The organism is Lentzea sp. NPDC004782 (genome assembly GCF_040609115.1).
Lineage (GTDB): Bacteria > Actinomycetota > Actinomycetes > Mycobacteriales > Pseudonocardiaceae > Lentzea.
This window is the reverse complement of sequence record NZ_JBEXJN010000010.1, coordinates 1-12222: the sequence shown is the minus strand read 5'-3', so window position 1 is coordinate 12222 and position 12222 is coordinate 1. Positions and strand designations below refer to the sequence as shown.

The window sequence follows — 12222 nt, the reverse complement described above, 5'->3', positions numbered from 1 at the left end:
CCCTCGCGCCGCCCTTACCATTTTGCCCACCCCCTCTGTCCCGGGGGGGCCCGCGGTCTCCCCGGTGGGCACCGGGGCCCCCCCGCGTTCTCGATCAAGGGCGGTAGATGCCTAGGGCCGCTGGGCGGGAGCGGAAGGCGAAGCGGGTGGCCTTCTCCCGTACCTCGCCATCGGTTGCGATGGAGATGGGGGAGCCGTGCACGACCACGTCCAGAGAGGGGACCTCGCGGTGCTTGTAGGTGCGTGACTGTTCCAGCGAGCCGAGCAGGGCGCCGAGGAAGAAGCGGAGGCGGGAGAAGCGCCGGTCCGCGCGCACGTACCGCACGTCGAGCAGGCCGTCGTCCAGCCGCGGCCGCATGGTCGGCGCGAACCCCTTCGGCCGGTACGGCCCGTTGCCGACGAACAGCAACCACACCGAGTGCCGCATGCCGTCGATGGTCATCTCCAGCGGCTGGGCCTGGCGCAGCACGCGACCCAGCGCGATCGCCGCGGCCGGCCACTTGCCCCAGCGCTTCTGCAGCTTCTCCCGGATCCGCACCATGTCCGGGTAGCCCCCGAGCGACGCCGTGTTGACGAACCACTGCCCGTTGACCTGCGCCAGGTCCACGCGCACACCCACGCCGTCCGCGACCGCCTGAGCCGTGTCGTGCAGCCCCGTGATGCCGACATCGCGCGCGAAGTGGTTCAACGTGCCGGAGGGCACGAGCACGAGCGGTAGGTCGCGTTCAGCGGCGATGGCGGCCACGGCGGCCACCGTGCCGTCACCACCGGCCACGCCCAGCGCCTTCGCGTCCGGCAACGAGTCGAGCTCCTCGATCGGCACGATCTGCGCCTTCGGCCACTCCTCGGTGATCTGGGGCGTCGGGTCCGGCCCGATCCCCGAGTGCGGGTTCACCACCACGACCAGCCCGTCGCCGTCCTGCAACGACGTCAGGTCGGCGTGCTCGTAGGCCGACGCGGGCTCGTTGAGACCCAACGGCCACCAACGGCGCGTCAGCATCGCGGCACTGACACCCACCGCCGCACCGACCGCGACGTCCGACGGCCAATGCACGCCCGTGTGAACACGTGAATAAGCCACGGCGGCCGCGATCGGTGCCACCACCGCGCCTGCTTCGGGGGATTCCATCGCCACCGCGGTGGCGAAAGCCGCGGCGGACGCGGAGTGACCCGACGGGAATGACGACGATGTCGGCCGCTTGGACAGGCGACGCTCCACCGCGATCAGGTCAGCGGCGGGCCGGCGTCTCGGGAAAAGTGACTTCCCGACCAGGTTCGCGCTGGCAGAGGCCCCGGCGATGGCCGCGAGCCCGCGCAGCGCGCCGCGCCGGAACGGGCCTTTCCCCGTTGCCAGAATCGCCGCGACGACGAACCACAACACGCTGTGGTTCGCGGCCTTGGAAAGCCTCTTCAAACCCCTGTCGAACCTGCTGGGAGGCAGTCCGGCGGAGGAGCTCATGAGCTTCTTGTCGAGAGCGCTGACCCGTTTCCACACCCCTCCGACACTAAACCGCAACCGGCGTGCCGCCCGAACGGATCACCCTCCTCCGCCTGCGAGTCGCCTACTGTTGAGGCATGCAGCGGCGGATCTTCGGCATTGAGACAGAATTCGGGGTGACCTGCACCTTCCACGGGCAGCGTCGTCTGTCCCCGGACGAGGTCGCGCGGTACTTGTTCCGCCGCGTCGTCTCCTGGGGACGCTCTTCCAACGTGTTCCTGCGCAACGGTTCCCGGCTCTACCTGGACGTCGGCTCGCACCCGGAGTACGCCACGGCCGAGTGCGACGACCTGGCGCAGCTCGTCACGCACGACAAGGCGGGCGAGCGGATCCTCGAGGACCTCCTGGTCGACGCCGAGCGCAGGCTGGCCGACGAGGGCATCGGCGGCGACATCTTCCTGTTCAAGAACAACACCGACTCGGCGGGCAACTCCTACGGCTGCCACGAGAACTACCTGGTCGCACGGGCCGGCGAGTTCTCCCGCATCGCGGACGTGCTGCTGCCGTTCCTGGTCACGCGCCAGCTGATCTGCGGCGCGGGCAAGGTCCTGCAGACCCCGCGCGGCGCCGTGTACTGCCTCTCTCAGCGCGCCGAGCACATCTGGGAGGGCGTGTCGTCCGCGACCACCCGGTCCCGTCCGATCATCAACACCCGCGACGAGCCGCACGCCGACGCCGAACGGTACCGGCGCCTGCACGTCATCGTCGGCGACTCGAACATGTCCGAGGTGACGACGCTGCTCAAGGTGGGCAGCGCGAACCTGGTGCTGGAGATGATCGAGCAGGGCGTCCAGTTCCGGGACTTCTCGCTGGACAACCCGATCCGCGCGATCCGCGAGATCTCGCACGACCTCACCGGCCGCCGGACCGTGCGCCTGGCGGGCGGCAAGGAGGCGTCCGCGCTCGACATCCAGCGCGAGTACTACGAGAAGGCCGTCGAGCACGTGGCGAAGCGCTCGCCGGACCCGATGGCGCAGCGCGTGCTCGAACTGTGGGGCCGGACCCTGGACGCGGTCGAGTCGCAGGACCTGTCCAAGATCGACCGCGAGATCGACTGGGCCATCAAGAACCGCCTGATGGAGCGGTACATGGCCAAGCACAACATGGACCTGTCCAACCCGCGCATCGCCCAGCTCGACCTCGCCTACCACGACATCCGGCGCGGCCGCGGCGTGTTCGACCTGCTGCAGCGCAAGGGCCAGGTCGAGCGCGTGACCGACGACGGCGAGATCGAGGCCGCCAAGGACACCCCGCCGCAGACCACGCGGGCCAAGCTGCGCGGTGACTTCATCGCCGCCGCGCAGGCCGCCGGTCGCGACTTCACCGTCGACTGGGTGCACCTGAAGCTGAACGACCAGGCGCAGCGCACGGTGCTGTGCAAGGACCCGTTCCGCGCGGTGGACGAGCGCGTCGAGAGGCTTATCTCGTCCCTGTAGAACCTGGCAGAGTGCCGTCGCATGAGGATCATCGCGGCGGCACTCGCCGCTTTCCTGGCACTGCCGGGAGTCGCTTCTGCCGACTCCTTCTGGGAGCTGAAACCGACCGGCACGGACGCACGCCTGCGCGGACTGTCCGCCGTGTCCGGTCAGGTCGCGTGGGTCAGCGGCTCCAAAGGCACTGTCCTGCGCACGACGAACGGCGGCCGGTCGTGGGAGTCCGTGGCGCCTCCGGGCACGTCCGCGCTGGAGTTCCGCGACATCGAGGCGTTCGACGCGCGCAACGCCGTGGCGCTCTCGATCGGTGAGGGCGAGTCGTCGCGGATCTACCGCACCTCGGACGGCGGCAAGACCTGGCAGGAGTCGTTCCGCAACACCGACCCGAAGGCGTTCTACGACTGCGTGGCGTTCTTCGACCGGTTCCGCGGGCTGGCGCTGAGCGACCCGGTCGACGGCAAGTTCCGGGTGCTGCGCACCTGGGACGGCGGGCGTTCGTGGCACGTCGACGACACCGCGGGCATGCCGGACGCGCTGCCGGGCGAGTTCGCGTTCGCGGCCAGCGGGCAGTGCGTGACGACCAGTGGCAACCACGCGTGGATCGCGACCGGCGGCGGCGCGAAGGCACGCGTGCTGGAGTCGCGGGACGGCGGCCGGTCGTGGCGGGCGAGTGAGGTGCCGTTGCCCAGCGGCGCGGCGGCCGGGGTGTTCGCGGTGGCGTTCAAGACGCCGTGGCGGGGCGTGGCCATCGGCGGCGACTACCAGAAGCCGACGGATCCCACGCCGGCGTTCGCGACCTACGACGGGCACGGCTGGCAGGCCGGCACGAAGGCTCCGGTCGGCTACCGCTCCGGCATCGCCTACCGCGGCAACGGCCTGGTGGCGGTCGGGCCGTCGGGCACGGACGTAAGCGAGGACGGCGGGAGCTGGCAGGTCGCCGACACCGGCAGCTTCGACACCGTCGACTGCGCGGGCCACACCTGCTGGGCGTCCGGGGAGAAGGGGCGAGTGGGCCGGACCGGCCATTAGGGTGAGCCGATGGGGCCGATCAAGAAGTTCCAGGTGACTTTCGACTGCGCGGAGCCCGAGCGGGTCGCCCGGTTCTGGTGCGAGGTGCTGGGCTACGTCGTGCCGCCGCCACCGCCGGGCTTCGCGAGCTGGGACGAGTTCGACCGTTCGCTGCCGGCCGAGCATCAGGGCTCGGCGTTCGCCTGCGTCGATCCCACCGGGGAGGGGCCGCAGCTGTTCTTCCAGCGGGTTCGGGAGGGCAAGGTCGTCAAGAACCGGGTGCACCTCGACGTGCGGGTCGGCACCGGGCTCGTGGGTGAGGAACGCCTGGCCGCGTTGCAGGCCGAGCGCGACCGGTTGGTCGCGCTCGGCGCGAAGCAGGTGCTCCTGCAGCGGGCGGACGGCATCAACGAGTCGTGCATCTGGATGGAGGACGTCGAAGGCAACGACTTCTGTCTCGACTGAGGTCGTTTGTCCCCGCTCGGCCCGGGGTAGCTAGACGGAGTGTTCGAGGGTTTCTCGTTGCGCCGCATCGACGTCGGCGAGGCCGTGCTGCGAGTGAGGATCGGTGGGGCAGGGCCACCGGTTCTCCTGCTGCACGGCCACCCTCGAACCCACACGACGTGGCACCGCGTCGCGCCGTTGCTCGCCACGGACCACACGGTGGTGTGCCCGGACCTGCGCGGCTACGGCGAGTCCAGCAAACCCGGTGACTACTCGAAGCGGGCGATGGCCCGCGACTTCGTGAACCTGATGCGCGGCCTCGGTCACGAGCGGTTCGCGGTCGCCGGGCACGACCGGGGCGCCGCCGCGGCCATCCGGCTGGCGCTGGACCACCCCGGCCGCGTCACCGAGCTGGCCGTGCTGGACGGCCTGCCGATCGGGGCGCATCTCGCCCGGTGCGACGCGCGGTTCGCGCAGGCCTGGTACCACTGGTTCTTCCTGGCGCAGCAGGAGCTCGCCGCCGCGATGATCAACTCCAACCCCGACCTCTTCTACGGCGGGCGCTACCACGACACGCCGCTCGCGATGGGCGTGGAGAACTGGGCCGACTTCCAGCGGGCCGTCCACGACCCGCAGACGGTGCTCGCGATGTGCGGCGACTACCGGGCGGGCCTGGAGGTCGACCGTCAGCACGACGACGAGGACCGGGCCGCGGGACGCCGGATCTCGTGCCCGGTTCTGGCGTTGTGGTCGGCCAAGGACGACCTGGGAGAGCTGTACGGAGATCTACCCGCCGTGTGGTCCGAATGGGCCGATGACGTGCGGGTACGGTCCATCGACTGTGGACACCACATGGCCGAGGAAGCGCCTGTGGAGCTGGTACGGGAGTTGCGCACGCTGCTCTGAACGGACCGTTCACAACAGGTGATGTCAAGGTTTCGAACCGCACGGGGTTAGGGTTTGTCCGTGGCCATCGCACGCGCCGAACGCCTCGTCAACCTGGTGCTGTGCCTGCTGTCGACCCGCCAGTACCTGACAGCGGAGCGCATCCGCGCCATCGTCCCGGGCTATCACGAAGCACCGACGGACGAGGCGTTCTTCCGCATGTTCGAACGCGACAAGTCCGAGCTGCGCGATCTCGGCGTGCCGCTGGAGACGGGCCGCCAGTCAGGCGTGGAGGGCGCCGAGGACGGGTACCGGATCGCGCGGCGCGACTACGAGCTCGGCGACATCGACCTCGAACCGGACGAGGCCGCCGCGGTGGCGCTCGCGGCCCGGCTCTGGGACTCTCCGCAGCTCACGGGCGCGGTGCACGGCGCGTTGATCAAGCTGCGGGCCGCGGGGGTGGACGTCGACCAGGACACGCCCGCCGCCGTGGAGCCCAAGGTGCGGGCGAACGAGCCCGCGTTCCCGCCGCTGCTGCAGGCGGTGCAGGCCCAGCAGGTCGTCGCGTTCGACTACCGCAAGCCGCCGCCCGGCGGGCAGAAGGAGCGCACGGTCGAGCCGTGGGGCGTGGTCGCGTGGCGCGGCAAGTGGTACCTGGTCGGCTGGGACCGCGACCGCAACGACACGCGCTGTTTCCGGCTGTCCCGGGTGGTGGGCGCGGTCAGGACCGTGGGCAGGCCGGGCGCGTTCACGGTGCCCGAGGGCGTCGACCTGATGAGCCTCATCGCGCGCACGGAGGCCGATCCGCACCAGACGGCACCCGCGAAGATCTGGGTCGCGAAGGACCGCGCCCAGGGCCTGCGGCGGCACGCCAAGGTCATCGAGGAACGCGACGGCGGCGACGTCGTCGAGATCGACCTGAAGTTCCCCGACTCGGCGGCCAAGTGGCTCGCCGGGTTCGGTCCCGACGTCGTGGTGCTCGAACCGGAGATCCTCCAGAAGAGCGTCCGCGACCGCCTGCAGGGTGCACTGGAAGGAGCGCGGTGACCGCGTCGAACGAACGGCTGCCGCGTCTGCTCGCCCTCGTGCCGTACCTGCTCAACCGGCCCGCGATCACGGTCAAGGAGGCCGCGGCCGACTTCGGCATCACGCCCAAGCAGCTGCGCAAGGACCTCGAGCTGCTGTGGATGTGCGGCCTGCCCGGCTACGGCCCCGGCGATCTGATCGACCTGTCCTTCGAGGGCGAGACGATCACGGTCTCGTTCGACGCGGGCATGAACCGGCCGCTGCGGCTCACCGCGGCGGAGGCGTCGTCGCTGCTCGTGGCGCTGCGGGCGCTCGCGGACACACCCGGCGTGGTCGACACCGACGCGGTGCAGCGGGCGCTGGCCAAGATCGAGTCGGCGGTCGGGAAGGCGCAGCCCGCGGGCATGGTCGTGGGGCTCGGCGCGTTCGAACGCGAGGAGACTGCGGAGATCCGTGCCGCCGTGCAGGACGCCGTGAAGCGCGAACGGGCCGTGCGCATCCGCTATTACTCGCAGTCGCACGACGCGATGAGTGATCGGGTCGTCGACCCGATGCGTCTGCTGCTCGTGGAAGGCCGCGGCTACCTCGAAGCGTGGTGCCGTTCGGCGCTCGGCGTGCGGTTGTTCCGGCTGGACCGCATCGACGAGGTGCGGGTGCTCGACGAACCGTCGTCGCCTCCGCCGCACGCCCGGCTGACCGATACGTCGGAGGGCTTGTTCCAACCCCGCGATGACCAGAAGATCGCCGTCCTTCTTCTCGAACCGGACGCGCACTGGGTCGCCGAGTACTACCCGGTGGACCACGCGGCGGAGCTCTCCGACGGCCGCACGCGTGTCCTCATGCGCTACGACGACTCGTCGTGGATGGTCCGCCTGCTCCTCGGACTCGGCGGTGACGTGCACGTGGAGCAGCCGGCCGAGCTCGCGGAGGAAGTGGTTCACCGCGCGGAGGAAGCGTTGCGCCGGGCAGATCACCTGCTGTCCACCCAAGACGTATAACGTGTGCTCGTGCCGTACACACCGACCCTGGCGCTGATCGCGCTCGGCCTGATCGTGCTGGTCGCGATCGGGCTCCGAGTCATCCGATCCTTGCGTCGATTCGCTGCCGCCCGCACTCTGGTGGGGGACAGGGTCGGCGACGGTGTCGGTCTGCTGAAGGCGCGGTCGGCCGCGCTGAAGGTGGCCTTCGCCGAACGGCGGCGCCCGGAACAGGCCCGTACCAGGGCGAACCCCGCGTACGATCGTCGTGGCGGGGGAGACAGGAGGATCACCAATGGGTAACCTCGGAGTCCCCGAGCTGATGATCATCGCTGTGGTGATCATTCTGCTGTTCGGCGCGAAGAAGCTGCCCGACATGGCCCGTTCGATCGGCCGGTCGGCGAAGATCTTCAAGGCCGAGACCAAGGGCCTGCGCGACGAGGACGCCGACGACGCTCCGGTGCAGCAGCCCGTGCAGCAGCCGGTTCAGCAGCTGCCGCCGGCTCAGCCGCAGGTCCAGCAGCCCGTTCAGCAGCAGCCTCAGGTCGCGCAGCCGATCGAGCAGACTTCGCAGAACAAGGCCAACACCAACTGACCTCCTGGTCCCGATAACTCGTAAGGACGGTCACTGAGGTGGCAAGTCCGTTCCGGTGGATCGCGGAGCGCCGGGAACGCGCCAAGCGCCGTCGGGGCAACCCCGACGGCACCATGTCGCTCAAAGAGCACCTGTACGAGCTGAGGCACCGGCTCGCGATGGCGATGATGATCATCACCATCGGTGCGATCTTCGGCTGGATCTGGTTCGCGGTGAGGCTCGGCCCGATCCCGTCGCTGGGCGACATCATGACCGGCCCCTACTGCCAGCCGGACCTCGCGCCGTTCCGGGTGCAGTTCCCCGGTGAGACCGGGTGCCGGCTGCTGCAGACGGAGCCGTTCGAGAGCTTCATGATCCGCCTGCAGGTGGGTGCCGCGGCGGGCGCGGTGCTGCTCAGCCCGTTCTGGCTGTACCAGCTCTGGGCGTTCATCACGCCCGGCCTGTACGCGAAGGAGCGCAAGTTCGCGCGCACCTTCGTGTTCTTCGCCGCGATCCTGTTCGCGGCGGGTGCGGTGCTGGCCTACTGGGTAGTCCCGCAGGGCCTGCAGGTGCTGATCAGCTTCGGTGGCGACCAGTTCATCACCGCGCTGACCGGTGGCAAGTACGTCTCGTTCGTCATCACGATGCTGTTCATCTTCGGTGTGAGCTTCGAGCTTCCGCTGCTCGTGGTCATGCTGAACCGGGCGGGCGTGATCAGTTACGAGACGCTGGCCAAGTGGCGCCGCGGCCTGATCATGGGTCTGTTCGTGTTCGCGGCGATCGCGACACCGGGCACCGACCCGATCTCGATGGTCGTGCTGGCGCTCGCGCTCACGGGCCTGTTCGAGATGGCGATCCAGCTCGCGCGCGTCCACGACAAGCGCAAGGCCAAACAGCGCGCGGACGAGGGCTGGGACTCGCTCGACGACGACGAGGCGGCACCGTTCGACTACACGCCGTCCGACGCCGCGGGCAACCTGCCCGGCGAGAAGGTTGCGGAGAGCACGACCGCTTCGGAACCCGCGAAGCGCGTGAACTACGACGACGCCACGTGACGCGGGCGGCCCTGCTGGTCTGCCCGGCGTCGGGCAAGGGGCGGGCGGCCCGGATGGCCGGGTCGACCGCCGCCGCGCTGCGCCCGCACGTCTCGTCGTTGACGCAGCTGGTCGCGCACGACGCCAAGGGCACGCTCGCACTGGCTCGCGAGGCCGTCTCCGACGGCGTCGACCTGCTGGTGGTGCTCGGTGGTGACGGGGCCGCTCACCTGGGCATCCAGGCCTGCGCGGGCACGTCCACGGCGCTGGGGATCGTGCCGGCGGGCACCGGCAACGACCTGGCGGCCGCGATCGGGTCCGCCTCGGTCGACGACGTGGTGTCCGGCACGCACAGGCAGCTCGACCTGGGCCGGCTGTCGACGGGACAGTGGTTCGCGACCGTCCTGTGCGCCGGGTTCGACGCCGCGGTCAACGAGCGGGCGAACGCCATGCGGTGGCCCGCCGGTCCGCGCCGCTACGACCTGGCGGTCCTGGCCGAACTGGCATCACTGCGTTCGGCACCTCTGCTCGTGACGACCGAGACCGACACGTTCTCTCTCGACGCCACCCTCGTGGCCGTGGGGAACACACCGAAGTACGGCGGCGGCATCCCGGTGTGCCCGGCCGCCGACGCCTCCGACGGACTGTTCGACGTGACGGTCGTGGAGCGCGCCAGCAGGTCGGTGCTGGCCCGGATGCTGCCGACGTTGCGCACCGGCAAGCACACCGAGCAGCCGTTCGTGCGGACGTTCCGCGCGCGTGAGGTGTCGTTGTCCGGTGGCAACGACTGGGTCGCGTACGCCGACGGCGAACGCCAGGAAGCGTTGCCGGTCTCAGTTCGCACGGTCCCAGGCGCTCTCACAGTTGTGGGTCGCTAAATTCTAGGGTTGTTCGTTCGCTTTTGATTCGGTGGGGAAGCAATGGAGACGCTGGAGTTTCAGTCCGAGGCGCGTCAGCTGCTGCAGCTGATGATCCACTCGATCTACTCGAACAAGGACACGTTCCTGCGCGAGCTGGTCTCGAACGCCTCGGACGCACTGGACAAGCTGCGGCTGGAGTCGTTCCGCGACAAGGACATGAAGGTCGACGTCGACGACCTCCACATCGTGATCGAGTCCGATCCCGCCGAGCGCACGCTGACCGTCCGGGACAACGGCATCGGCATGACCCGCGAGGACGTCGTGCGGCTCATCGGCACGATCGCGAAGTCGGGCACCGCGGAGTTCCTCCGCAACCTCAAGGAGCAGCAGGCCTCGGGGACGTCCGACCTGATCGGCCAGTTCGGCATCGGCTTCTACTCGTCGTTCATGGTGGCCGACAAGGTCACCCTCGTGACGAAGTACCCGCACGCCGAGAAGGGTGTGCGCTGGGAGTCGACCGGCGAGAGCACCTACACGATCGAGGACGTCGACGACGCGCCGCAGGGCACCTCGGTCACGTTGCACCTCAAGCCGGCCGACGACGAGGACCGCCTGCCCGACTACACCGAGCCGGCCAAGATCCGCGAGATCGTCAAGCGCTACTCGGACTTCATCACCTGGCCCGTGCGCCTCGGCGGCGAGGAGATCAACTCCCGCAAGGCCCTGTGGGCGCGCCCGGCCTCCGAGGTGACGGAGGAGGAGTACGCCGAGTTCTACCGCCACATCAGCCACGACTGGAACGCCCCGCTCGAGACCATCCGCATGCAGGCGGAGGGCACCTTCGAGTACCAGGCACTGCTGTTCCTGCCCGCCCAGGCCCCGCTGGACCTGTTCATGCGCGACGGCAAGCGCGGCGTGCAGCTCTACGTGAAGCGCGTCTTCATCATGGACGACTGCGCCGAGCTGATGCCCGAGTACCTGCGCTTCGTGAAGGGCGTCGTCGACGCGGCCGACCTCTCGCTGAACGTCTCGCGCGAGATCCTGCAGCAGGACCGCCACATCCAGCTGATGCGCCGCCGCCTGGTGAAGAAGGTCCTGTCCTCGATCAAGTCCCTGATGGGCACGCGTCCGGACGACTACAAGAAGTTCTGGAGCGAGCTCGGCGCGGCCCTGAAGGAGGGCCTGCTCTCCGACCCCGACAACCGCGACGCGATCCTCGAGGTCTGCTCGTTCGCCTCGACGCACTCCGCCGACGAGCTGACCACCCTGGCCGACTACGTCTCACGGATGAAGGACGGCCAGGAGCACATCTACTACATGACCGGCGACTCGCGCGTGGCCGTCGAACACTCGCCGCACATGGAAGCGTTGCGCGCCAAGGGTTACGAGGTCCTGATCCTCACCGACCCGATCGACGAGATGTGGGTCGACTCGGTGCCCTCGTTCGACGGCAAGCAGCTCCAGTCCGTCGCCAAGGGCCAGGTGGACCTGGAGACGGAGGAGGAGAAGTCGGCCGCCTCCGCCAAGGCCGCCGAGTTCGCCGACCTGCTCACGTGGCTGAAGGAGCAGCTGGAGGAGAACGTCAAGGAGGTCCGGCTCTCGTCGCGCCTGACGACCTCGCCGGCGTGCGTGGTGGGCGACGCGCACGACATCACTCCCACGCTGGAGAAGATGTACAAGGCGATGGGGCAGGAGCTGCCGAAGATCAAGCGGATCCTGGAGCTCAACCCCGGGCATCCGCTGGTCGAGGGGCTGCACAAGGCGTTCTCCGCGGGGGAGCGCGAGTCGCTGGCCGGTTCCGCCGAGCTGATCTACGGGCTCGCGTTGCTGGCCGAGGGTGGCGAGCTGGCGGATCCGTCGCGGTTCGTGCAGCTGGTGGCTGAACGGGTGCAGCGCACGTTCTGACGGTTGGGCTGCTGATGGGCCCGGTTCGCTTCGGCGAGCCGGGCCTTTTGGCGCTTGCGGTCGTGGGGCGCTGGTCGGCCTTGAAAAGCCGGGCTGAGAAGGGCCCGGCCGATCCGAGCACGTAGCACCTCGCACCCAAAGTCAAGCCCCAATCGCAGTCGTGCGTGGTTGCGCTGGCACCGCCGATTTCCGGCATTACCGCTTACCGGGTCGGCATCAGGCCTTTACCGGCTCGCTCCGCTTCGCCACGGCCGAAGGCCCGGCGGTCACGCGACCGTGGTGATGAGGTTACGTCTCGGTTTTTGGTCCGGGTCCAGCCAGCTCGGTGCGTAGAACGTCGGTAGGCCGTGCACCATTGTCACTTCCCACTCGCTCTGGTGGATGAGTGTGTGGTGATGGCGGCAGAGCAGCACGGCATTCTTGACCGACGTGTCGCCGCCGTTCGCCCAGTGATGGACATGATGCGCGTCGCATTGTTTCGGGGGTCTGCCGCAGATGGGTCGACCTTGAGCGCGCCTTCCGAGTTTCCTCGGGCACGTTTCTCAAGGTCGCCCGCCGAACCGGACGTGCGCCTCTCA

Annotated in this window: 13 protein-coding genes; 11 read left to right on the top strand and 2 right to left on the bottom strand. The window is 69.2% G+C overall.

Annotated elements, in window-relative coordinates:
- Nucleotides 1-94: 94 nt before the first annotated feature.
- Nucleotides 95-1459, bottom strand: a complete 1365-nt coding sequence (locus ABZV40_RS11750) for a phosphatase PAP2 family protein (RefSeq protein WP_355439175.1) — start codon at nucleotides 1457-1459, stop codon at nucleotides 95-97.
- A gap of 116 nt (nucleotides 1460-1575) precedes the next feature.
- On the opposite strand from ABZV40_RS11750, the gene pafA reads away from it, so the two are divergent.
- From pafA to htpG, 11 genes are all read left to right on the top strand, one after another.
- Nucleotides 1576-2934 carry a Pup--protein ligase gene (gene pafA / locus ABZV40_RS11745; protein ID WP_065920398.1) on the top strand — a complete coding sequence of 453 codons (1359 nt, stop codon included), beginning with the start codon at nucleotides 1576-1578 and terminating at the stop codon, nucleotides 2932-2934.
- Between the two features lie 21 nt (nucleotides 2935-2955).
- Nucleotides 2956-3960: an oxidoreductase gene (locus ABZV40_RS11740; RefSeq protein ID WP_355438798.1), complete on the top strand. Its 1005-nt coding sequence runs from the start codon at nucleotides 2956-2958 to the stop codon at nucleotides 3958-3960.
- 9 nt (nucleotides 3961-3969) lie between these two features.
- The gene (locus tag ABZV40_RS11735) at nucleotides 3970-4404 is read left to right on the top strand and encodes a VOC family protein (protein WP_355438796.1); all 435 of its coding nucleotides are present in this window, start codon (nucleotides 3970-3972) and stop codon (nucleotides 4402-4404) included.
- Between the two features lie 39 nt (nucleotides 4405-4443).
- On the top strand, nucleotides 4444-5289 hold the full coding sequence (locus ABZV40_RS11730) for an alpha/beta hydrolase (protein ID WP_355438794.1): 846 nt from the start codon (nucleotides 4444-4446) through the stop codon (nucleotides 5287-5289).
- A gap of 60 nt (nucleotides 5290-5349) precedes the next feature.
- Nucleotides 5350-6315 carry a WYL domain-containing protein gene (locus ABZV40_RS11725; RefSeq protein WP_355438792.1) on the top strand — a complete coding sequence of 322 codons (966 nt, stop codon included), beginning with the start codon at nucleotides 5350-5352 and terminating at the stop codon, nucleotides 6313-6315.
- Complete coding sequence (locus ABZV40_RS11720; protein ID WP_355438790.1) at nucleotides 6312-7292, top strand: YafY family protein; 981 nt, start codon at nucleotides 6312-6314, stop codon at nucleotides 7290-7292. The genes ABZV40_RS11725 and ABZV40_RS11720 overlap by 4 nt, the downstream gene beginning before the upstream one ends.
- 9 nt (nucleotides 7293-7301) lie before the next feature.
- Nucleotides 7302-7574, top strand: a complete 273-nt coding sequence (locus ABZV40_RS11715; protein ID WP_355438788.1) for a bacteriophage holin — start codon at nucleotides 7302-7304, stop codon at nucleotides 7572-7574.
- Nucleotides 7567-7866 (top strand): Sec-independent protein translocase subunit TatA, encoded by a 300-nt coding sequence (tatA, locus tag ABZV40_RS11710; RefSeq protein ID WP_355438786.1) that lies wholly within the window; start codon nucleotides 7567-7569, stop codon nucleotides 7864-7866. The genes ABZV40_RS11715 and tatA overlap by 8 nt, the downstream gene beginning before the upstream one ends.
- Nucleotides 7867-7979: 113 nt before the next feature.
- The gene (gene tatC / locus ABZV40_RS11705; protein WP_355439172.1) at nucleotides 7980-8900 is read left to right on the top strand and encodes a twin-arginine translocase subunit TatC; all 921 of its coding nucleotides are present in this window, start codon (nucleotides 7980-7982) and stop codon (nucleotides 8898-8900) included.
- Nucleotides 8897-9757: a diacylglycerol kinase family protein gene (locus tag ABZV40_RS11700; protein ID WP_355438784.1), complete on the top strand. Its 861-nt coding sequence runs from the start codon at nucleotides 8897-8899 to the stop codon at nucleotides 9755-9757. Before tatC ends, ABZV40_RS11700 begins: the two co-directional genes overlap by 4 nt.
- A gap of 42 nt (nucleotides 9758-9799) precedes the next feature.
- Entirely contained in the window at nucleotides 9800-11644 is a 1845-nt protein-coding gene (gene htpG, locus ABZV40_RS11695; protein ID WP_355438782.1) for a molecular chaperone HtpG, read from the top strand.
- 266 nt (nucleotides 11645-11910) lie between these two features.
- On the opposite strand, the gene ABZV40_RS11690 is transcribed toward htpG, so the two are convergent.
- Nucleotides 11911-12141: an HNH endonuclease signature motif containing protein gene (locus ABZV40_RS11690; RefSeq protein ID WP_355439169.1), complete on the bottom strand. Its 231-nt coding sequence runs from the start codon at nucleotides 12139-12141 to the stop codon at nucleotides 11911-11913.
- Between the last annotated feature and the right edge of the window lie 81 nt (nucleotides 12142-12222).

Coding starts and splice junctions, on each gene's coding strand:
- ABZV40_RS11750 (WP_355439175.1), bottom strand. CDS start 1,459: ATGAGCTCCTCCGCCGGACTGCCTCCCAGCAGGTTCGACAGGGGTTTG.
- pafA (WP_065920398.1), top strand. CDS start 1,576: ATGCAGCGGCGGATCTTCGGCATTGAGACAGAATTCGGGGTGACCTGC.
- ABZV40_RS11740 (WP_355438798.1), top strand. CDS start 2,956: ATGAGGATCATCGCGGCGGCACTCGCCGCTTTCCTGGCACTGCCGGGA.
- ABZV40_RS11735 (WP_355438796.1), top strand. CDS start 3,970: ATGGGGCCGATCAAGAAGTTCCAGGTGACTTTCGACTGCGCGGAGCCC.
- tatA (WP_355438786.1), top strand. CDS start 7,567: ATGGGTAACCTCGGAGTCCCCGAGCTGATGATCATCGCTGTGGTGATC.
- tatC (WP_355439172.1), top strand. CDS start 7,980: ATGTCGCTCAAAGAGCACCTGTACGAGCTGAGGCACCGGCTCGCGATG.
- htpG (WP_355438782.1), top strand. CDS start 9,800: ATGGAGACGCTGGAGTTTCAGTCCGAGGCGCGTCAGCTGCTGCAGCTG.